The sequence below is a fragment of the Spirochaeta isovalerica genome, from assembly GCF_014207565.1.
Lineage (GTDB): Bacteria > Spirochaetota > Spirochaetia > DSM-2461 > DSM-2461 > Spirochaeta_F > Spirochaeta_F isovalerica.
In genome coordinates, this window is the sequence record NZ_JACHGJ010000001.1 from 60,911 (window position 1) to 83,187 (window position 22,277).

The 22,277-nt window shown below is 45.8% G+C and carries 19 protein-coding genes; 13 read left to right on the top strand and 6 right to left on the bottom strand.

What is annotated here, in order from left to right:
• Window positions 1-12 precede the first annotated feature (12 nt).
• Genes HNR50_RS00265 through HNR50_RS00275 form a run of 3 tightly spaced genes read left to right on the top strand, consistent with a single transcriptional unit; the run spans window position 13 to window position 4,407 of the window.
• A complete protein-coding gene (locus tag HNR50_RS00265; RefSeq protein WP_184742238.1) occupies window positions 13-2,433 on the top strand; it encodes a coiled-coil domain-containing protein in 2,421 nt (806 codons plus the stop codon).
• Between the two features lie 3 nt (window positions 2,434-2,436).
• Complete coding sequence (locus HNR50_RS00270; RefSeq protein ID WP_184742240.1) at window positions 2,437-3,063, top strand: hypothetical protein; 627 nt, start codon at window positions 2,437-2,439, stop codon at window positions 3,061-3,063.
• A gap of 18 nt (window positions 3,064-3,081) precedes the next feature.
• Window positions 3,082-4,407 (top strand): delta-60 repeat domain-containing protein, encoded by a 1,326-nt coding sequence (locus HNR50_RS00275; protein WP_184742242.1) that lies wholly within the window; start codon window positions 3,082-3,084, stop codon window positions 4,405-4,407.
• A gap of 9 nt (window positions 4,408-4,416) precedes the next feature.
• Here the strand turns inward: HNR50_RS00275 and HNR50_RS00280 are convergent, their stop codons facing one another.
• The 4 genes from HNR50_RS00280 to murB are packed head-to-tail and all read right to left on the bottom strand — an operon-like array spanning window position 4,417 to window position 8,494.
• On the bottom strand, window positions 4,417-5,241 hold the full coding sequence (locus tag HNR50_RS00280) for an alpha/beta fold hydrolase (protein WP_184742244.1): 825 nt from the start codon (window positions 5,239-5,241) through the stop codon (window positions 4,417-4,419).
• On the bottom strand, window positions 5,225-6,238 hold the full coding sequence (locus HNR50_RS00285) for a GSCFA domain-containing protein (protein ID WP_184742246.1): 1,014 nt from the start codon (window positions 6,236-6,238) through the stop codon (window positions 5,225-5,227). Before HNR50_RS00285 ends, HNR50_RS00280 begins: the two co-directional genes overlap by 17 nt.
• The gene (mgtE, locus tag HNR50_RS00290; protein WP_184742248.1) at window positions 6,225-7,574 is read right to left on the bottom strand and encodes a magnesium transporter; all 1,350 of its coding nucleotides are present in this window, start codon (window positions 7,572-7,574) and stop codon (window positions 6,225-6,227) included. The genes HNR50_RS00285 and mgtE overlap by 14 nt, the downstream gene beginning before the upstream one ends.
• Window positions 7,575-7,579: 5 nt before the next feature.
• Entirely contained in the window at window positions 7,580-8,494 is a 915-nt protein-coding gene (gene murB / locus HNR50_RS00295) for a UDP-N-acetylmuramate dehydrogenase (RefSeq protein WP_343060061.1), read from the bottom strand.
• A 70-nt stretch (window positions 8,495-8,564) separates the two neighbouring features.
• Here murB and cysS point away from each other — a divergent pair, with 70 nt between their 5' ends.
• From cysS to HNR50_RS00330, 7 genes are all read left to right on the top strand, one after another.
• Complete coding sequence (gene cysS / locus HNR50_RS00300) at window positions 8,565-9,977, top strand: cysteine--tRNA ligase (protein WP_184742252.1); 1,413 nt, start codon at window positions 8,565-8,567, stop codon at window positions 9,975-9,977.
• A 38-nt stretch (window positions 9,978-10,015) separates the two neighbouring features.
• Window positions 10,016-10,546, top strand: coding sequence for an RNA polymerase sigma factor (locus HNR50_RS00305; RefSeq protein WP_184742254.1), 531 nt, complete (start codon window positions 10,016-10,018; stop codon window positions 10,544-10,546).
• Window positions 10,536-11,093 (top strand): anti-sigma factor family protein, encoded by a 558-nt coding sequence (locus HNR50_RS00310; protein ID WP_184742256.1) that lies wholly within the window; start codon window positions 10,536-10,538, stop codon window positions 11,091-11,093. The genes HNR50_RS00305 and HNR50_RS00310 overlap by 11 nt, the downstream gene beginning before the upstream one ends.
• Window positions 11,093-11,593 (top strand): hypothetical protein, encoded by a 501-nt coding sequence (locus HNR50_RS00315; protein ID WP_184742257.1) that lies wholly within the window; start codon window positions 11,093-11,095, stop codon window positions 11,591-11,593. The genes HNR50_RS00310 and HNR50_RS00315 overlap by 1 nt, the downstream gene beginning before the upstream one ends.
• A gap of 2 nt (window positions 11,594-11,595) precedes the next feature.
• Window positions 11,596-13,239 carry a transglutaminase domain-containing protein gene (locus HNR50_RS00320; RefSeq protein ID WP_184742259.1) on the top strand — a complete coding sequence of 548 codons (1,644 nt, stop codon included), beginning with the start codon at window positions 11,596-11,598 and terminating at the stop codon, window positions 13,237-13,239.
• A gap of 29 nt (window positions 13,240-13,268) precedes the next feature.
• Entirely contained in the window at window positions 13,269-14,561 is a 1,293-nt protein-coding gene (glyA, locus tag HNR50_RS00325) for a serine hydroxymethyltransferase (protein ID WP_184742261.1), read from the top strand.
• Window positions 14,562-14,679: 118 nt separating this feature from the next.
• On the top strand, window positions 14,680-15,915 hold the full coding sequence (locus HNR50_RS00330) for a Crp/Fnr family transcriptional regulator (protein WP_184742263.1): 1,236 nt from the start codon (window positions 14,680-14,682) through the stop codon (window positions 15,913-15,915).
• Window positions 15,916-15,921: 6 nt separating this feature from the next.
• Here the strand turns inward: HNR50_RS00330 and HNR50_RS00335 are convergent, their stop codons facing one another.
• Entirely contained in the window at window positions 15,922-16,587 is a 666-nt protein-coding gene (locus HNR50_RS00335) for a protein-L-isoaspartate O-methyltransferase family protein (protein ID WP_184742265.1), read from the bottom strand.
• A 6-nt stretch (window positions 16,588-16,593) separates the two neighbouring features.
• Window positions 16,594-18,276, bottom strand: a complete 1,683-nt coding sequence (ettA, locus tag HNR50_RS00340) for an energy-dependent translational throttle protein EttA (RefSeq protein ID WP_184742267.1) — start codon at window positions 18,274-18,276, stop codon at window positions 16,594-16,596.
• Window positions 18,277-18,362: 86 nt separating this feature from the next.
• On the opposite strand from ettA, the gene arfB reads away from it, so the two are divergent.
• The 3 genes from arfB to HNR50_RS00355 all read left to right on the top strand — a co-directional run bounded on the left by arfB (window position 18,363) and on the right by HNR50_RS00355 (window position 22,277).
• Window positions 18,363-18,785: an alternative ribosome rescue aminoacyl-tRNA hydrolase ArfB gene (gene arfB / locus HNR50_RS00345; protein ID WP_184742269.1), complete on the top strand. Its 423-nt coding sequence runs from the start codon at window positions 18,363-18,365 to the stop codon at window positions 18,783-18,785.
• Between the two features lie 127 nt (window positions 18,786-18,912).
• Window positions 18,913-21,555, top strand: coding sequence for a valine--tRNA ligase (locus HNR50_RS00350; protein WP_184742271.1), 2,643 nt, complete (start codon window positions 18,913-18,915; stop codon window positions 21,553-21,555).
• 272 nt (window positions 21,556-21,827) lie between these two features.
• The gene (locus tag HNR50_RS00355) at window positions 21,828-22,277 is read left to right on the top strand and encodes a PTS sugar transporter subunit IIA (protein WP_184742273.1); all 450 of its coding nucleotides are present in this window, start codon (window positions 21,828-21,830) and stop codon (window positions 22,275-22,277) included.

Consider the following 22,277-nt stretch of genomic DNA (forward strand, 5'->3'; position numbering starts at 1 on the left):
GGACTAAATGTTGTGAAGAGTTTGCTGCAGGCTGCCGAAAGCTACAGAGAAGAAAATCTGCCTTCTGTCCCCCTTAATGTTCCCATCGTTAAAGGTGACAATATAATCTCAGCGGAAGAACAGCAGGATATCATGCAGGAGATAGATCGCCTCTCCGGGCAGAGCCGTATCAATGTCACTCCGGACCTGTTCAAAATAACCGCTCTGAAAAACGGCGTTCTTTTTCCCCTTCTCGTAAATATCGTAGCAATTGCCATCCTGGGCGGCGGGATCTTCGCCACGAAGTTTTATTTCGAAAGACGGGACGAGCAGATGCTTCTGGCTACAGCGGAACAGCAATCTGCTGAAGGAAACTTAATCAAGGAAATCAAGAAAGAAACTGAACAGAGGTTAGCTGAGAAGGAAAGCGAAATTCAGAGCATTCAGGAGAATATGAAGCAGATTGAATCGGAACGCCTGACTCTCGAAGAAAATATGAACAGTAAAATCAGCGAGAGGGAAGCTCAGCTGCAGGCGGAAATGGAAGCCGTTCTGGCGGCCGAAAGGGAAAAACTCCAGTCCCAGGGCATGTCGGTCCAGCAGATAGATGAACAGATAGAACAACTTAAACTGGAACAGAACAGCATTTTCGATCAGGAACTTGCTAAATATAGAGAGGAAGCCCAGCTTGAAAAGGTCGAGCTGGAAGAGAGTCTTAATCAGCTGCAGAATGAGTATAACAGCAAACTTTCCACAATTAACGAAGAACGGGCGAGGATTGAAGCAGAAGCAAAGTCCAGGGAAGAAGAACTGACCGCCAGAATGGAAGCCAGAACAAGGCAGCTTGAAACAGAGATGACAGAAGCTCAACAGGAACTCCAGGCGCTGACAGAACAGAAAGAGCAGGAAACACTTGTCGAGAACCAGATAATCGGTTTCTACAAAAATATTGAAGATCTTATGAAGGTCGGCCAGATGGATCTGGCTTCGGTAGAACTGAAAAACCTTCAGAATTATCTATACGATGACTCTGTCATTGGACTCGACGGCATAACCAAAAGGCGGGAGATTGATATTTTTGTCATAGACTCTCTTTCCAAACTGATAGAGGCCACTAAAACCAATCCTCAGGAAGAGCTTGATACCATGTCGTTGATCGATGCGGCGGACAGGCTGAAGGAAATCAGACAGACCGTAGAAAACGCTGATCAGCAGATGGCTGTCGGGAACAGAGAAATGGCAGAGCTGATGTACCGCAATGCCCTTGAGAAGATTCCGGAAATCAATAGAAGCCATCGTTTCTTCGTTGATGCTATGGAAGCTGAACTGGAACAGGGGTACGAGCAGCTCAATGAAATCCAATCCCGCTTTGATAATCTTGTTGAAGAGAGAGATGCAAGAGAAAAAGAAGTCAATAACTTCATCGCACAAGCGGATAACAGATATAATGCGGGGAATTTCAATCAAGCCGTTCAATCGTATAAAGAAGCAATAAAAGCGACAGGTTTTAATAATATAGAAACTGCCGCGGACCGCATGATGGCATCGGGAAATAATGTGGCAACTGCCCCCTTCAAGGAAAAATTGGCCAATCTGACGTCACAGGTCGAAACTCTCAATGAGGAAAAATCCGACCTTGAAGGCAAGCTCGCGGGAAGCGATGAGAAGATCAGCCTTTTAACGTCCAGCCTGACTTCCAAAGAAGAGGAAATCACCGGTCTGAACGACCAGTTGAGTTCTGTTAAAACTGATCTCGAGTCAAGAGAGGCCCAACTATCTCAATTCAATCAACAGCTTGAGGGGCGTTCAGGAGATCTGGCCACTCTGAATGAGGAACTTGATTCTTCTATAACAGAGATATCAACATTGAATAATGAGCTTGAATCCAGTCAGTCGGAAATCACTTCGCTTAACGATAAACTTGCAGCCGAACAGAACCAGGTTGTGACACTCAAGGAAAAAATCACAACATACGAGGAGCGCATCGAAGAAATGCGACGCCAGCTTGAGGAAGAGAAATCCAGAGTAACGACCAGTCAGGAAGAGGGGAAACTCATAGATAAGGAAATGGCTGAATTGACGACGCTTAAGGCACAGCTGAACAGATTGAACAAAAGCTACACGGACTTTGAACTGATTGCCGACAATCTCCAGGACAATTTACAAGGTGATGCGGCAACAATTGAAGCGCTCTACGATTTCTTTGATGAAGATGCCGTCGAGGATGTTATGCCCGGTATCGGGGAATATTTGAGATCATTCAGTTCCGTATATATCAATGCCGGCCAGGAGATCGGGCTTTATGAAGCTGTTTCTCTGCTGTACGATCTGAATGGCATTAGCAGTACTCCCGCACGGGTCCGTTTCCTCAATGAGAAAAAGTCTGAATACAGCGGAAATGATGCCATGATAGAAATTATCACGCAGCTGCAGCAGTCTCTGGAGGGAAGCTGAGATATGAGAGAAAGCCTGAAGTCTGTACTATTATTTATCTTTTTTCTCTTTGTACTCAATTCTCTTATGGCTCAGGATGAAAATGCCCTGCCTGAGGAGGAAACCGCAGTTCCTGAAGTCGGCATTTCTATTGCCGACCCGGTAGAAGAAAAAGAATCCGGAAGCCTGTCCGTATTTCTGGATAAAAGACTGATTTTTGCTTTGTCTGCAACAGAAGGCGGATTCGGTTTCGGCGGAACCGCAAACGGCCAGTACATTTTCCCTTTTCATCTGGGAGTAGGGCTCGAAGCGGGGTATTACAGCTTCAGATCCGATATTGACCAGGATGGTGTGCGCGCTGTCGGAGGATTTTCTCTTATCCCCATTTATGCAACAGTCTCCTTCAACATTCCGATTCTGGAAAACTTTTACATAACGCCGATTTTAAAAGGCGGTGGCGCCTTTGCTCGAGCCCGGATCAATGGCTGGCTCGGCGGTAATTCATTTGCCCCCATGTTCGAAGGTGGTGTTCGGGTTAAAGCCTATATGAGAGGGGGACTTCTTATCCAGGGTGGAATCTTCTATACGGGCATGATAGAGGCATCGGGTTTATTCAGCATCCTCAGTATCGGTATGGGATTCGGTTTGTAGATGAGGTATAATATGAATATGAAGCGATTGATATATATAATTCTCCCCTTGCTTCTTGCTTCCTTAGTTTTGTCATCCTGTGAGGATATTTTTCACGATGCCAGCGATCTTCTCGCGGAAATACGCGATAATGCCAAGGGTTATCCCGAACCGAAGAGGATTTTTGTCGGAGGGGATTTCAGCATCATGTGGGATGGATATTCGAGAGATTCGTTTACAGTTTTGAACGGTCAGGGAAATCCTGACGGAGCTTTCCTTTCGGAAAATTTCGGCATCGAAATAGTCGGTTATACTGGTACCGGCAACAGCGGGGTTCAAGCTTTCTCGTTAGGTAAAGAATATGTATATGTCGCCGGTAATTATGGCGGCTATGACGAATCAAATACCGAAGTTGCCAATCCTGCGTACAAAAACCTCCATCGCTACTGGCTTGATGGTACAAAGGACGGCACAATGGATCTGTCCTATTCACCTTTCAGTGACGCTCTTTCGACATCTGAACTCTATGCCGTATCATCCTTAAGCGATAGCACTGCATTCGCGGGCGGTAACTTTGATCCTATGACGGTGCCGATGGACGGCTACTCGGAATTAATCGGAATTAACTCTTCGGGCACAGGGACCTTCACAATCCCCGCAATCCCCGATGGAAGTGTTGTTTATTCCGTCGAAACAGTTTTTGACGACACGCTGACAATTGTCTGCGGTACTTTTTCGACTTTAGGATCAGAAACCGGTTATAGCAACTTCGCGGCAATAGATAATACTACATTGACAGCTATTCCCTTCGGAGTTTTTCCTCCCAACAATCCGCCTTTGTCCTTTACACAGGCTCTTGATTCTGCCTGGTATGGCGATTCCCTTTATATCGTCGGTTATGAAACAGCTATGATGGAAGGCGGCGTGTTAAAATATAAAGCCACTGGAACCGGTTTTATAGAAGATACCAACTTTTATAGCAATTTCACCAGTAAAATTTCACCAACAATATTTGATCAGCCCTATACGATCGCAACAGACAGCAAAGGAAGAATCTATGTGGGAGGCAGTTTTTATGTCACTACAGAGAATGAACATCAGGGAATTATAAGATTGAATTCCGATGGAAATGTCGATGAATCTTTCAGAACAATGATTGCCGGGGCAGTTCGTTCTATTGAAGTTCAGAAAAATGGAAAAATCCTCATCGGCGGTTCATATACACAAATCAATGGAGAGTCAAACTATAACGGTCTGGCCAGAATCCTGGAAAATGGAAATATAGATTATGAATTCGATAATTCATTCCCCGGCGGAACAGTCTACGCCATCGCCATACAGGAAGAACCGCAAGATACCGAATAAACCGATTTCTCACTCCTTGAAAATCTTAACTTTCTCACTCCAGCTTTTCAGCTGCCGGCTGAACTCATCTTCCCGCTCAATCTGAAGATTGTGTCCGGCGCTGTTCAGAACCGAAAGTTCCGCATTGGGGTAGTCATTGAATATGGAATAAATATCCTCATATCCGACAACCGCATCCTGATGGCCGGCCAGGAATAACACAGGTCCCGGGAAATTCAGATTCAGGTTATCAACAGGCTTCTCGAAAGCATAAGCCTGGTGCTGCAGGTTTTTCATCATCCTCCGGTCCGCCAGCAGAAAGGGTTCGATAATCTCCTTTTTGAATCTTTTGTAAACTTCCTCCGTTTGAATCACACAGGATTCACAGAATACATCTCTGTCATCGAGAGATAGAGATTCAATAAAATCCATGTCTCTTTTCAGAATTCTGAAATCAGGCAGGATTCGGCTTTTTCTATCGGGAATAATCACAGGGCATAACAAAAACATTCCCCTGACCAGGTTTTTCCGTGCTTTAACTACTCCTCTCGCCAGATATCCACCGTAGGAGTAGCCTGCAATGGCGAATGGTTGACCTTCAGTCATGATATCGATAAATGCGAGCAGCAGGGAAAAGAGTTCCTCAGTAGAGTCAACAGGACTTTGCAGTTCTGTTAATCCCATTCCCGGAAGATCGGGATATATCCTTTTAAAACCCTCTATTCCGCCCATACGCTCTTCTATCGGGAAGGACAAACACTTGTGGTCGATGTGGTATCCATGAAGAAAAAGCAAAGGCATCCCTTCTCCATATGACTCATAATAAATTACGGCTCCATCAAGCTCCAGTTTCATAGTTCTGCAGGACCTCCTTCAGCCGGGACATTCCTTTATACTTATCATTATAGCTTTGTATTGCCATGAATGTGGATTTTCTGAACTTTATAGCCTCACTGCTTCCGGGATGAAGTATTCTGTGGTTGAGCCGATTGCGCAGTTTTTCCATGTCCGCAAGAAACTCCAAACAGTCCTCATCTGCAGCGGATTCGAAGAAACGGGACATTATATAATCGGTAGCAGTCTGGGAAGGATGAGTCATATCCGCTCCATACCAACGATAATCCCGCAACTGATCAAGCATGATTTCATAGGAGGGGAAGTACCAGAAGTCGAAATCCCGGCGCATTTCTTCTATAAGGCATCTTAAACGGGCTTTGCTCAAACTGTTTTCCTCAGGGCTGTCTCTTAAATGACGGACGGGACTGAGAGTCATGATAATCTTGAGATCGGGATTGGCCTTATGCAGTTGAGTTATAGCAGCAGATAAGGATTCTCTCATTTCTTCAATTGATGCACAGTCTCTGGAGAAATCACCAAATGGGAGTTGGTGGCAATTATTGACAATTTCACCGGTATCCTGCCTTCTGTAAACAAAAGCTGTGCCGAGAGTCAGATAGAGCCGGCTGGCATTACGTATAAGTTTCCTGCCATTTTCCAGAGAACGGTTTATCGCGGAGAGGTATTCATTCCGGTCGGGATGGCTCAAGGCTGTATCGAATGAAAAATGCCTCCATAATCCCCTGTTTTCAAATATCTCCTCATCTGAAATCTTTTTTTCGGAACTAAGCATCTCAAGCGAAGAGGCCAGGGATAAGGGATTATAGATATTGCCGAAAGGACTGAAGCTGCAATTGAAAAATCTCTCTTTCATATAGCTGTACAAATATTCAGAGAAACAGGAGCCCATAAAAAAATGGCGGTCTTTATATCCAATGGGATAAGGAGATTTTTCCGTTTTAACGTAGGTTACCGAGCGGGCGGTAAAGCTGTCCATGGTGTCAGCCGATGCCAAGAATCATCATGGCCACTTTAAAGTAAATGGTTAAACCGATAACATCGATCACTGTGGACATTAATGGTCCGGCGGCAACTGTGGGGTCAAAGCCCAGACGGTGGATCATCAAAGGGACCAGCGCCCCTAATACAGTCGCGAAAATGACTACGGCACTTAAGGAAATTCCCACGGTAATGGCCTGTATCAGCTCGATACCCGGAGGCAGGAACAGTCCTCTTAGAAATATGATTACGCCTGTAGATAATCCTATAATCAGTCCGACCATAATTTCCTTGCCTATAACTTTCCAGATGTCCCGGAAATGGAGTTCGTCTGTAGCCAGACCGCGGATCATAAGGGTCGATGACTGAGTCCCGCAGTTTCCCCCCGTCTGGGTAATGACGGGAATGAACAGAGTCAGAAAACTGGCGGCCAGAATAAGATCGTTGAATGACGACAGAACATTGGTCGTAATCGTCCCGGCCAGAAGGAGGATCACCAGCCAGGGGAGTCTTTTGAGAACCAGCTGAGGAACCGATGATTCGAGGTAGCTGTCGGTGTTTCCGCCCATGGCTCCCATTTTATAAATATCCTCGGTCTGTTCCTCCCGGATAACATCGATTACATCATCGAATGTAATGATACCGAGAAGACGGTTGAACTTGTCAACAACAGGCAGTGCCAGAAGGTCATGGTCTTCCAGAACTTTTGCGGTTTCCTCCTGGTCCGTATCGTCGCGGACATAGATGACATGTTCCTCCATAATGTCGTAGATCAGTGCTCTATCATCGGCCGCGAGGATTTGTTTGAGAGACACTACTCCCGTAAGCCGTTTCAGTTTATCAACAACGTATATGTAGTAAATGGTTTCAAGTTTATCCAGGGTCCTCCGGATGAATTTCAAGGCCTGGTCTACAGTTATATCGCCCTGAATCGCTGCGTAACGGGGAGTCATCAGCCCCGCGGCGTCATCTTCGTCGAAGCGGAGAAGAAACTCGGTTTCGCGACGGGACTCTTCGCTCATATTCTGCCAGAGCGACTCCCTGTTTTCAGGGCTTATCGCCTGAATCAGGTCGACGAGGTCGTCGGGTCTCATCTCTTCAAGCATGTTTTTCGTAGCCTGTTCCGAGAGCTCCACTATCAGAAATTCCTGGTCTGCAGTGGATAATTCCGTTATGAACTCACTTTTCACATCGTGGTCAAAAAGGAGAAAAAGCCTCAGCTTTTCCTTTTCATTGAGGAAATCCCACACTTCGATCAATTCGGCGACTGTCAGTTCGCTGACAGTTGTTCTCAGCTGAGTATCGTCCAGCATGTCCATATACTCTTTAATATTTTCCAGTAGGTGCTGCATGGGCTTTACCTCCAGTCCCCGACGGGAATGACTTCCGGTTCAAGATCGAATCCTGACGTTTCTTTCACTTTGACTTTAACCAGGTTGATCAGCTCCAGGATTTCCGAAGCTTTTGCCCCGCCTTCATTTATAATTATATTAGCATGAAAATCGGAAACAACGGCGGAACCGATGCGCAATCCCCTCAATCCGGCTTCGTCGATGATCTGGCCGGACGGCTTTCCGAAGGCTCTGTTATTTTTGAAAACTGAGCCGGCGCAGGGGGCTTTGAAATGGCCTTTGTCATTTCTGTCTTTATAATTTTTATCCATTTCTGAGCGGATTTCATCTCTGATTCCCCTTTTCAGTCTGAAGCAGGCCCGGAGAATGAGTAGTTTCCGGTTCTGAAAAGGAGAAATTTTATATCCCCAGTCCTCAGCGCGATACCTGATGCGCTCCAGCGTATTCTTTTCGTTCAGAACATCGGCCCATTGGAAAATATAAGAAACTTCACTACCGTAACAGCGGGCGTTCATCCATAAAGCGCCACCGGCCGTTCCGGGCATTCCATAAATGAATTCGAGGCCGGACAGATTAAAATCCAGGGCAGCTTCGGCCAGGGCATTTACCTCTATTCCCGATTCAAAAATAAGATCGGAACCATCTGCCGCCACCTTATTCAGGTCGCCTGTATACAGGGTTATGCCTCTTATCCCATAATCTGACACAAGGATATTGGCTCCTCCGCCGAGAATAAAAAGGGGAACGGCATTTTCAGCTGCGAATTGTTTTATTTTTATAACATCTTCGACACTGGACGCCCTGACGAAAACATCAGCGCGGCCTCCGGTTTTGAATGTTGTGAAATTTTTCATTTCTTCACTGAAAGTGATTGTTCCATCTATGTTGATTTTTTTAATTTTTTCACTTAACTTAATCACATGCCTATCATAAGCGATGTCTATGCAGGTAGTAAAGCAGAGCTTTTGAAACAATTCTGAAGGAGCGGATATGACTGTAAATCTGTACAATACCGACGGCCGCAAAATCGAGCCGTTCATCCCCATACGCGAAGGGAATGTCGGACTTTACTGCTGTGGTCCTACAGTCTACAATTACGCTCACATCGGCAATCTCAGAGCTTTCATGTTTGAGGACATCCTCAGACGGACCCTGGAATATGCCGGATATAAAGTAAAGCATATCATGAATATAACCGACGTCGGCCATCTTACCGATGATGGCGATGACGGCGAAGATAAAATGATTAAGGCGGCCCGGGAAAAAGGTATGTCCGTCTGGGATATCGCTGCTTTTTTCACCGATTCATTTTTCAGCGATGTGGAGAGGCTTAACATTCAAAAGCCGACACTCTACAGCAAAGCGACGGACCATATTGAAGATATGATCAATATGATCAGAACCCTTGAAGAAAAGGGTTTTACCTATCAGGCCGGAGGAAATGTTTATTTCGACTCATCCAGATTTCCCGAATATGGAAAGATGGCGCTTCTGGATAAACAGGATCTTCAGCACGGAGCCCGTGTCGTCGTGGATGAGAATAAAAGAAATCCCCAGGACTTTGTTCTGTGGTTTACCGAAAGCAAATTCGAGAAACAGGCTATGACCTGGGATTCTCCCTGGGGAGTCGGATATCCGGGCTGGCACATCGAATGTTCCGCCATGAGCTGCAAATACCTCGGAAATCATTTCGACATTCACTGCGGCGGTATTGACCACATTCCTGTACACCACACAAATGAAATTGCCCAATCTGAAGCGGCTAATGGAGAGAAATGGGTTAACTACTGGTGCCACAACGAGTTTCTACTCATGAAGTCGGGAAAGATGTCCAAAAGCAAGGGCGGATTTCTCACACTCCAGTCTCTTGTGGATAAAGGGTACGACCCCCTTGATTACCGCTATTTCCTTCTCGGCGGTCATTACAGATCCCAGCTCGTGTTTTCATGGGAATCCCTCGAAGCATCTGCCTCGGCCCGGAAAAATCTTATTCAGAAAATCGGTTCGCTCAGGAAGGATGCCGGACCGGTCAACCTGTCAGATCTGGGCGACGGGGCAAAAGAGAAGCTCAATGATTTCAGTGAGCACATAACTGCGGATCTCATGACACCCCGGTGTCTGGCAGATCTCTGGGGGCTTCTCAAAGATCCCGCCATCGCCGAGGGGGAAAAACTGGCAGCCGCCTATGAAATGGACCGTGTCCTCGGTTTGAAAATGGATACTTATGAAATAGCCGAGGAATCGGTTGAAATATCAGAAGAAGATAAAGCTCTTATCGGAGAGCGGGCTAAAGCCAAGAAAGAGAAAAACTTTTCCCGTGCCGATGAAATCCGCGATATCTTCAGTGATCGGGGGTATACTCTTGTGGATACCCCCGAAGGAACAATTCTTAAGAAAAAGTGAAAAAACTGTAACGCAGTCCGAAGGTAGTTGTTAATTATATGAGTAGCGATTTGGATACGGAGGAAGAATTCGATGATATCTATCATCAGTTCTTTCCCGTGTTGGTTAAAATAGTGTACAGAATCACCGGCAGTGTCTCCGTAAGCGAAGACCTCTGTCAGGAAGCCTTTATCCGCTATTATGAAAGACGGGACAAGCTTCCCGGAGGAGACCAGGCAAAATTCTGGCTTATCCGGGTTGTCAAAAACCTGGCATATAATCATGAGAAGCGCAAAGGGCGGGAGCGGGTAGCTTACGAGAAATTCTATCACGAACCCAAACGGGATTTAACCAATGAAGGCGAGAAAGCGGTTCTTGAAGATGAATCAAAAAAAGCTGTTCAGGAAGCGCTGATGAAGATACCATATAAATTGCGTATGGTTCTGATTCTAAAAGAGTATGGTGAAATGGACTATAAAGATATAGCGGCATCATTGAAGATTTCGGAGGGAAATGTCAAAGTGCGTGTTTTCCGAGCAAGAAAGCTCCTGAGTGAATATCTGGAAAAGGGGGATGTCTATGTGCCCTGATAAAAGTGTCTTATCTGCCTGGTTTGACGGTGAAGTCGATGGATTGTGGAACGATAAGATCACGGAACATCTGAAAGCCTGTCATAACTGCTCTTCATATATTAAGAAACTTGATGAACAGAAGGCTCTGCTGCATTCGCTGCCCGAACCGGATTTTACGGAATCTCTCGACCGGGTCAAACTGCTGATCCGCGAAAAGAAAACCGTATCGCAGACAACCCGGTTCTGGGAAAAGCGAATTCCCGTTCCCGTTGCTGCTGCTGCGGCAATCATCGCGGCAACTTTTTCACTGGGTATCAATATGCTGGCAGGAGACAGGAATGATGGTCTCAATCCCGGTTTAGCTTCTGCCGATACCAATTACTCTTCGGTAATAAATCTGCCCGGAGATAAAGTCAACGAGTTTTTCAAACTGATGGAAGCTTCCATGAGTGATGAATTTTCTTCCAACTCCATTATGGAACTGCCTTCAGATGTCAGTCTCACTTTTAATGGAGACTCACAGCTTGTCAGATCGGTCGGGTATAATGGGAGCGCTTCGCCCTGATGCGTAAAGTCATATTCATTTACTGCCTCATCCTATTGTCAGTCCCCTTTCTTTTTGCCGATGAGACAAAAGAAGAGACTTTGGCCAGAATATTAAAAGAGGCTGTATCCATTTCAGTCCATTCACAAATTGTTCTCCAGGGAAATGACAAGTACTGGGAATCTGACATAACAAAAGTAACGATTCCGGGCCGTGCTGTAACGCTCCTTTTTGAAACGGAATCAGAGAAGCTTTCCATTGAATTGACTCCCTTTAAATCGGAATCTGATGATGGCGTATCCTATACACTTACAGCTGTTAGCCAGTTCTGGCATGAAGATTCCGAAGGAGTCCAATTCAGAAGTTCCTTTAAGAGTATCAGTCTGCTCCCCGGAGAATTGATTCTCTTCTATCCTCTGGGGCTCAAAACCCAGGAAGTCCTTTCCGGAGGGAATCTGCATATGGAAATGGGAATCCGGATTGAACCTTACAGGACTGAAAAAGAAGAACAGACTGATTGATAATGAACAGAAAAGTAACACTGCTCGCAGCCGGAATACCGGCATTGATGTTTATCCTGTCGCTGATTGCTTTTGTTATTAATACAAGAATTGCCGAAGGAAAGCCACGTATAATTGAAATGACTCCTCATACTGTCTCCAGAGGCGAACAGCTGACGATCTCCGGAAGAAATTTCGGAGAGGCGAAAGATAGTTCCCGTATTTTTCTTTCCTCGCTGGATCTGCTGTCCCGGTATATCGATTCCTGGAATGACAGGGAAATCGTCATTACCATTCCCGAGAAAGCCAATTCCGGATTACTGACTATCCGGACGGACAGGGGGCTGAGTAAACCGGCTGTCATTGTCCTGGAGGAAAATATTCCCGCAATCGGCGCCGGTTCATATATTCCCGGTCACCCGTTCATTGAGTATATAGATTCCCCTTCCGGAGCTTCAGGAGATATCATATCCATAACAGGCGAACACTTCGGCGATAAGAAGAATAATAGCGAAATACTTTTTTCCTCACTTTTTTCTCATGAAGTGGATTCTCTCGATGGAGAGACGGAATACCGTGACTTCTTAAGCGTTGAAGATGTACAGATTCTCACCTGGGAAGATAAGCTTATCCGGTTTTATCTGCCGGATTTTGTTCAGACCGGCGATGTTTACGTCAGAACTGAACGGGGTTACAGTAACGCTGCCTATTTTGAGCAGAAGCTTGAGAATAGTTCTCTGATTCTCTCTGATAAAAAGACGTATATGATTCATCAGTCATTATCAATCAGCGCTGAGTTTCAGAATCGGGACAGCAAAATAAATTACTGGTTTATTTCCCCTGTAGAGACTTTGTTTCAGAGAAATGTCATTGATCTCCCTGATCGCTCTTTCAAAAGCCTTTACGAACATCCCGGACAGACGCTTTATTCGATAGAAGGCTATACCGGTCTTCATGACATCGTATTATCGCAGAATTCTATTGTAGAGGTGTATTCGAAGAACAGTGTTGTCGATCCGGCTGAAATCGGTAGAAACTACGATTCAACCTCGCCGCTGTTTTTAAAATATACCGGTTCTTCCCAATTCATTACAGCTTCTTCTCCCCGCGTCAGCACCGTAGCCAGGTCCGTTACAAGAGGAAAATCAACTGCATATGATAAATCCCGCGCAATTTACGAATATGTAATAGCCAGGCTGACTCCGGATCCCGACGCGGGAATATGGGATCCCGATACGGTGATCGATGAAATGAAGGGTGACAGCAGAGCCTATTCTCTGCTTTTTACATCGCTCTGCCGGAATTCCGGAATTCCCGCCAGGCCTGTTACGGGTCTTCTTGTTGATGATAGGGGAAATCCGATAAATCACTGGTGGGCTGAATTCTATCTCCAGGGATTCGGGTGGTTTCCTGTTGATCCGGCACTGGCGGACCGGAATTCCGAGCCGGATGAAGAAAAAATCCCGATTGAAAATTACTGGGGAAAGATCGATAATCAACATATAGTATTCAGTCGTGGTGAATTGATATTGCCCCGGTTATTTCCCGAAGGAAAAACAGGTGTCGATATCGATCATGCATTTGTATCTCACAACTATGAAGTCAGCAGCACAATTAACAATTTGCACTTGAACTGGTCTGATGTTAGAATTACGGCGATCTATTAATCTATTTATTAAAGGCAGGAGTGTTGTTTATGTCAATTTTGGAATCCAGGGATCGGGAACTCTTTGAAGCTGTTCAGAAGGAGCTCGGCCGCCAGAAAAGAAATCTTGAGTTAATCGCCTCTGAGAACATTGTGTCCCAGACTGTTCTGGAGGCTGTAGGGACTGTTCTCACCAATAAATATGCCGAAGGTTATTCCGGAAAGCGTTATTACGGTGGTTGCGAATATGTTGATATTGCTGAAGACCTGGCTATTGAGAGAGCGAAAAAACTATTCAATTGCGAGTATGCCAATGTTCAGCCTCACTCGGGCAGTCAGGCCAATATGGGTGTTTACTTTACGGTCTGTAATCCCGGCGATACGGTTCTCGGTATGAACCTGTCTCACGGCGGACACCTGACACACGGGTCTCCTGTAAACTTTTCCGGTAAATTGTATAATATCGTCAGCTACGGTGTTGATAAGGAAACGGAGCGAATCGATTACGATGAATTGATGAAGATAGCCAGGGAATGCAAACCGAAGATGATTGTCGCCGGTGCTTCCGCTTATCCCAGAATCCTCGATTTTGATAAATTCAGAGCCATTGCCGATGAGGTCGGGGCCTATCTGATGACAGATATGGCTCATATTGCCGGTCTTGTCGCTGCCGGTGTACATCCTTCTCCGCTGGAAGCCTCGGACTTTACGACTACGACAACACACAAAACTCTTCGGGGACCCAGAGGGGGAATGATCCTTATGGGTAAGGACCGCGAAAACGATATGGGAATAGTCGTTCCGAAAACGGGAAGGGTGAAAAAATTCTCCGAACTTGTCAACGGCTCAATTTTTCCCGGATCTCAGGGCGGTCCTCTCATGCATGTTATCGCCGGTAAAGCGGCAGCTTTTCTCGAAGCGCTTCAGCCGGAGTTCAAGGATTATCAGACTCAGGTTGTTAAGAACGCAGCCGTACTGGCTGAAACTCTTCATGAAGGCGGAGTTCGCATCGTCTCCGGCGGTACGGACAACCATCTGATGCTGGCGGATCTGACAGGTCTCGATGTTACAGGTAAGGATGCGGAGGCATGGCTCGATAAAGCGGGTATCACTGTGAACAAGAACGGAATCCCTTTTGATACAAAGAGCCCCTTCATTACTTCGGGAATCCGTATAGGAACTCCCGCTGTAACAACGAGAGGAATGAAGGAAGAGCAGATGAAAGAGATCGGTTCATTCCTTATCGATGTTCTCAAAAGCGGTGGTGATGAAGGAAAACTTAAAGCGATTGGTGAAAAAACATCCGCTTTATGTTCCCAATTTCCCATTTACGAGTATCTTTAATTGTAAAAAACGGGGCTGCTTTGTTTTTTTCAAAGCAGCCTCATCTTTTTTTTTGTAAAATTGACAAATTTTAATCGGGAAATCTATACTATATGTAGATGATTACTTGGGAGTGCAGATGGCTAATCCTCTTCAACTTGGACTCGTAAACTATACAAAAGGTGCCTTTATTACCGTTGAGGGTAAACCTGCCGATCGTTTTTTCATTATCCGAACCGGAAAAGTCATGCTCTCCAAAGAATTCGAAATAGAAGAAGAGGCCGGAGGTCTTACTTTAAATCCCGGTGATTTTTTCGGCGTTGTCTCTACAATGTCATCTCACAACCATATCGACAATGCCAGGGCTTTGACCGATGTAACTCTTATTTCCGTCAGGAAAGATCAATACAGTATGCTTATTGAGAGAAATACACCCGTAGCCATGAAGATTATTAATGTTTTCTCTACGAGAGTGCGGGCTCTCGATCAGGCGCTGACTCGATTGACTTTTAAAGCGGCTGCTGAAATAGAAGCTCCTCATCTTTTCAAAGTGGCTGAATATTACGCCAGGCAGAATCAGTTTAATCAGGCTTATTTCGCTTATTATAAATATGTGAAGCATTGTCCCACCGGAAAAAATGTCCCCGTCGCCACGGAACGGATGAATAAAATCAAACCCTACGCTACCGTAGCTCACCTCGATGTTGAAAATTCAACAGATTTCGTCCGGCAGTATCCCAAGGATACAATGATCTTCAGTGAAGGAGAATCGGGACCGGAGCTCTATATTATTCAGAAGGGAAGCGTAAGAATCACGAAGATAGTAGACGATGACGAAGTTATGCTCGCCATTCTAAAACCAGGAGATATATTCGGAGAAATGGCTCTGCTGGAAGATAAGCCGAGAAGCGCATCTGCCATTGCCCACGAAGATACGGTTCTGTTAGCGGTAAACCGCGGCAACTTCAAGGGAATGGTAGTCGATCAGCCCAAGATAATATCCCGCCTTACCGTTCTTCTTTCCGAACGGATCTGGTCTCTTTATAAACAGCTGGCCAATGCCATGCTGGGAGATCCTGTCGGCCGGTTATACGATGCTTTGAAAATCGAGCTTGAAAAAGAGAGAATCGATCTGAGTGAAAACATTTCCCATACATTCGATTTCGGTCCCAAGGAGCTGCTGACTATGGTCGGTTTGTCTTCCGATGATGGGAATCAGGCCATACAGGCTATTTTCTCAAATTCCAAGATAAAAATAGTAAATAACCGGATTCACGTAACGGATATCAGAGAACTGGAGAAACAGTCAGAATATTTCGTTAAGATGGCCAAATTGAAAAAATCCCGGGAAGCTGGCTCCATACGGCATCGATAGATTTTCCTACTGTAATTTGTGAATATAACTCGGACCGATGCTCTTTATGGAAAAACCATCATTATATTTTACTGCCGATACAAGAATCTGATTTCCTGTCTGCGATTCGAGCGGTGCTATGATTTTCCCATTAATTGATAGTTGATTGACAAGCGATCTTGGTATTTCATTCAAGGACCCGAATATAATAATTAAATTAAACGGGGAGTCTTCAATCCAGCCGAAGTAGCTTAGATTTTTCTTCCCCTGATAGTTAATTTCATTGGGATCCGCCGATAAGCCGGGATCGGAAACATAAAGAAAATTCGTCAATTTGGAAATGATCTCACTTATATAAGAGGTATTTCTTCCTATGAGAAAGACTCTTGTAGAGTCAGAGATTGATGCTTCTTTAAGTATCGACGCGATTAAAGACGGGGCCGGGTGAATCAGTCCCCCTCCGGCGGGGAGGGGGAGATCTCGGTAAGCCAGGTTTTTGTATGTCCCTTCGAGATAGTCAGCCCGGGGGACTGAGATGAAGGCCTTTCTCATAGCTGTCTCATTTTCATCTGATTCGGGAAATAGCTCATTCGCCAGCATATTCAGGGCCGATGTATTTGCATCATTTTGCGGATAAAGCGGGATGAGAAATATTGAGAGAAACAGAATGGATGCAAAAAACCTGTATTTCATTTTTATCTAATCTCTGGTCAGCGATCTGTATTTGATTCTGTGGGGTGTTTCCGCATCGATTCCCAGTCTCTGTTTCCGGTTTTCCTCATATTCCGAGTAGTTTCCTTCAAACCAGTAGGCCTGACTATCGCCCTCGAAAGCGAGAATGTGCGTGGCGATTCTGTCGAGAAACCATCGGTCATGGCTGATGACGACGACACAGCCGGCGAAATTGAGAATGGCATCTTCCAGCGCCCGGATCGTATTGACGTCCAGATCGTTTGTCGGCTCGTCCAGTAAGAGGACATTGGCTTCCTCTTTCAGCATCATGGCCAGGTTTATACGGTTTCTCTCTCCTCCTGATAGGACGCCTACCTTTTTCTGCTGGTCGCCGCCCTGGAAATTGAACCGGGCGCAGTAAGCCCGGGAATTGATCAGTTTTTTACCGAGCTGGATTTGCTCCTGTCCATCGGAAAGACTTTCCCAGACGCTTTTTTCCGGATCCAGTTTGTCCCGCATCTGATCGACATAGGAGAGGACGACGGTTTCACCTGTTTTAAAAGTTCCCTCATCGGGCTTGTCCTGTCCGGTAATCATTTTAAACAATGTCGTCTTTCCCGCACCGTTGGGGCCGATGATTCCTACAATTCCGCCTGGAGGCAGTTTAAAGCTGAGGTTTTCATAGAGAAGCTTATCATCAAATGCCTTTTTGATATTTTCCGCCTCCACGACAACATTTCCCAGTCTCGGTCCAGGTGGAATATAGATCTGAAGGTCATTCTGGCGTTCTTCTGAGTCCTGGCTGAGAAGAGATTCGTAGGAGTTTATACGGGCTTTTGATTTGGCATGACGCCCTTTAGGACTCATGTGAATCCATTCGAGTTCTCTTTTCAGAGTTTTCTGGCGGTCTGATTCCTGCTTTTCCTCCTGGGCCAGCCGTTTCTGCTTCTGCTCCAGCCAGGATGAGTAATTGCCTTTCCAGGGAATCCCTTCTCCCTTATCCAGCTCCAGTATCCATCCTGCCACATTGTCGAGGAAGTACCGGTCATGAGTTACGGCGATAATCGTTCCTTCATATTTCTGGAGATGGTGTTCCAGCCAGGCCACCGATTCGGCATCGAGATGGTTGGTAGGCTCATCGAGCAGGAGAATATCCGGTTTCTTCAGAAGAAGCCGGCAGAGAGCGACTCTTCTTTTTTCGCCCCCGGAGAGAACGTCGATTTTTGTATCGGCCGGGGGGCACCGAAGAGCATCCATCGCGAGGTCAAGGCGTGAATCGAGTTCCCAACCGTCGAGAGCTTCCAGACGGTCCTGTACTTTGCCCTGTTTATTCAGCAGGGCGTCCATCTCCTCATCAGTCATCTCTTCACCGAATCTGGCGTTGATTTCATCATATTCCTTAAGAAGGTCGACGACTTCCTGAGCGCCTTCCTCGACGATTTCCCGGACTGTTTTCTCCGGATCGAGTTTCGGTTCCTGTTCCAGATAGCCTATTGTATATCCATCGGAAAGCACTGTTTCCCCGATAATATCCTGATCTACCCCCGCCAAGATCTTCAGCAGGGTCGATTTTCCAGCCCCATTAAGACCGAGAACACCGATTTTCGCTCCATAGAAGTAGGATAGGTAAATATCTTTCAGAACGGTTTTCTGCCCGTGTTTTTTACTGACTCCCACCATGGAGTAGATAACTTTTTTATCATCAGCCATATTTGTTTCTGTCCTTAAAATAATTCTAATTAAAAATGACTCTGTTCGAGCCTCCGCTATGCAGTATATTATAATTCGGAAAGAATATGAACAGACAACTTGAACAAGCTATCGAAGAATGGCTCACAGAAAACATGGATCTCTCCTTTTCCCGCTCAGGCGGTCCCGGCGGACAGAATGTCAACAAAGTCAATACCAAGGTGACAGCCCGCGTCGATGTCAGGGCAATGGATTTTCTCGACGAAAGACAGGTCGTAATGATTCTCCTGAAACTGAACAACAGGATTAATGAGGAAGGAATTCTTCAAATTCAGGTTTCCGACACGAGAAGCCAGATTAAAAACCGCGAAATAGCCCTGGCCAGACTGACCGCTCTGATTGAAGGCTCTCTCCATGTGGCGAAGAAGCGGAGACAGACCCGGCCTTCCCGCGCTGCCCGTGAAAAAAGGCTCGATAACAAACGGAAAATCTCTGAAAAGAAAAGTATGCGCCGTAACGTCGATTATTAAGTCCCGGTCTTGTTGATAATCGGTCTCTTATCTGATAAAATCCACTTTCAGCAGGATCCTGTTCAGGGTATTCTCCTGCCATCAGCAGCCGCCTGAGGCTGATTGAATGTAATCGAAGGATAGATATATGAAAGCAGTTGAACTAGATAAAACCTACAATCCGAAAGATTTTGAGGACCGGTTATATAAATTCTGGGAAGATAAGGGATATTTCAAACCCGCAGGTGATAAGGACAAAGATCCTTTTACTATCGTCATTCCTCCTCCCAACGTCACCGGCGTTCTCCATATGGGACACGGATTGAACAACAGCCTTCAGGATATACTTATCCGTTACAACCGTATGCAGGGCCGTCCGACTCTGTGGGTTCCCGGTACGGATCACGCCGGTATCGCCACGCAGAATGTCGTTGAGAGAAAGCTTAAGGAAAAGGGATTGGGGCGCCACGATCTCGGACGCGATAAATTCATAGAAGAAACATGGAAGGTTAAAGATAACCATCATGCCATCATTACCGATCAGCTCAAGAAGATCGGCGCTTCCTGCGACTGGTCGCGCGAGCGTTTCACTCTCGACGATGGATTGTCTGATGCTGTAAAAAAAGTTTTCGTCGATCTTTATAAGAAAGATCTGATCTATAAGGGGGAGTACCTGGTCAACTGGTGTCCCTCCTGCGGAACCGCCCTGGCTGACGATGAGGTAGACCACGAAGAGAAGGCGGGAAAACTGTATCACTACAGATACCCTCTGTCAGACGGCAGCGGCGCCATTGAAATCGCCACGACAAGACCGGAAACTATGTTCGGAGATACAGCTGTTGCCGTGCATCCCGAAGACGATAGATATAAGCACCTGATCGGCAAAACCGTCGATCTGCCGCTGACCGGCCGTAAAATACCCATAATCGCCGACTCTTACTGTAAGATGGAATTCGGTACCGGTGCGGTAAAAATCACTCCGGCTCATGACCCCAACGACTGGGATATCGGTAACAGACACGATCTGGAGAGAATCAATATTCTCAATCCCGATGCCACGCTCAATGATAACGTCCCGGAACAGTTCCGCGGAATGGATGTCAAAACAGCCCGCAAAGCCACTATTGAAGCGTTGAAAGAAGCCGGTGTCTATAAAGATGATGAAGAGCAGCCTCACCAGGTTGGGCACTGCTACAGATGCAAAACTGTCGTCGAGCCCTATATGTCGGAGCAGTGGTTCGTCCGCATGGCTCCTCTCGCCGAAAAGGCGCTGAAAGCCTGGGAAGACGGCGAAATCAGATTCTATCCCCAGAAATGGGAGAACACATACAAGCACTGGCTGACGGGTATCCGCGACTGGTGTATTTCCAGACAGCTCTGGTGGGGTCACAGAATCCCCGTCTGGTACTGCGAAGACTGCGGTGAGATGATCGTCTCCGAAGATGATGTAACCAGCTGTACGAAATGTAAATCTGCCAATCTGAAGCAGGATAAGGATGTTCTCGATACGTGGTTCAGTTCCTGGCTCTGGCCTTTCTCCACTTTGGGATGGCCTGAAAAAACGCCTGATCTGGAGCAGTTCTATCCCACGACCTCTCTGGTTACAGCCTATGATATCATTTTCTTCTGGGTCGCCAGAATGATAATGGCCGGAATCGAGTTTACCGGACAGGTTCCCTTCCGGGATATTTACATTCATCAGCTGATCCGGGACAAGCAGGGACGGAAAATGTCAAAATCCCTGGGTAACGGCATCGACCCTCTCGATGTTGTCGATCAGTACGGATCCGATGCCATGAAATTCACACTGGCCTATCTCTCGGCTCAGGGACAGGATATCCTGATGGATATGGAGACGGTAAAAATCGGTTCCAAATTCTGCAACAAGGTCTGGAACGCTTCCCGTTATATCCTGATGAATCTCGAAGGGCGGACCATGCTCGATAAAACGGCTATCGAGAAAAAAGCCATCGATCAGTGGATTTACCATAAACTCAATGAAACGGTAAAAACCGTTGGCGCCGCCATGGAAGCTTACCGCTTCGATGATATGGGACACGCTGTGTATGAATACTTCTGGAATGATTTCTGCGACTGGTACGTTGAAGCGTCCAAGCTCTATCTCTACGACGATGATGATAGCGAAAAGGACAGAGCGGCAACCATGCTGATCGCCGTTCTCGAAGAGTCGCTCAAGCTTCTCCATCCCTTTATTCCCTTTGTGACCGAAGAGATTTATCAGAAACTCCCCGGAGCCGGAGAGGCTATCATTGTGGAGAGGTATCCCGAATACAGCGAAGAGAAAGCAAACGGTGAAGTTGAAGCGTCCTTCAGTATTCTGAAAGATATTGTTCAGGCGGTTAGAACGGTCCGTTCCGAATTCACGGTTCCTCCCGCAAAGAAAATCAGAGTCAAGGTTAAGGTCGACTCAGAGCAGAAAGCTTTTATGGAAAGCGAGAGCGATGTTATCGCCATGCTTGTCAAGTCGGATGATTTTGAAATTCTCGATAGTTCTGTTACACCCGATGGAGCTGTTGCTTCTGTTGGAAAGGGTTTTGAGGCATTTGTCTTTATCCGTGATGCAATCGATGTTGATAAGGAAATCGATAAACTGAAAAAGAATATTGAAAAAGCTGAGAAAAACAGGGCCGGTACGGAAAAGAAACTGTCTAATGAGAATTTCGTTTCCCGGGCGCCTGAGGATGTTATCGCCAAGGAAAAAGAGAAACTCGCTGAGTTTACCGATGCCATTACAAAGATGAAGAAGCATCTGGCTGATCTGGAAGGCTAAAGAAAGATAAACACTACGAACCGGCAATATTGACTGAATATTGCCGGTTTTTTTTATCTTTTATTGTGAAGCAAAATTCACCAATCAGTAAAAAAAAAGAACTGATACAGAGGATCCCTGTTCTTTATATATGATTTTTAGAAAAAGACTGTTGTTGCGGAGTCATCTTTTCATCGTTCGGTTCATTTTTACATAACAGTTTTTTTGACTATTGACAAATGGATTTCAGAGGCATATAAAAGAATATAAAGGAAAATAGGGGTTTTTAAAGTATGAAACTCAAAGACTGGATAAAAAAAGATCAGTGCATGGTACTTCAGAGCACGACCAAAACAGAAACAATTCTTGAAATGCTCGATGTTATAGCCACCACAGGTAAAATCGGGGATATGGAAAATCTGAAAAAAGAGATTTTTTACAGGGAACAGATTATGAGCACAGGAATCGGTCAGGGGCTGGCGGTTCCCCATGTTAGATTCGACGGGGCCAGGGAACCGATTGTTCTCATTGGAACGAAAGCGGAAGGGCTGTCCGATTATGAATCGCTCGATAATGCCCCTGTAAGAATTGTCGTTATGATTATCGTCGGTGCGGAACAGCATCGGGAATACTTGAGAATCCTCTCTCTCGTAGCCCATAAACTCAAAGACCATGCTTTTCAGGAAGAGCTTTTAAAAGCGGAAAACGGCGAAGATATGGCTTTGCTCATAGCCGGAGAATAA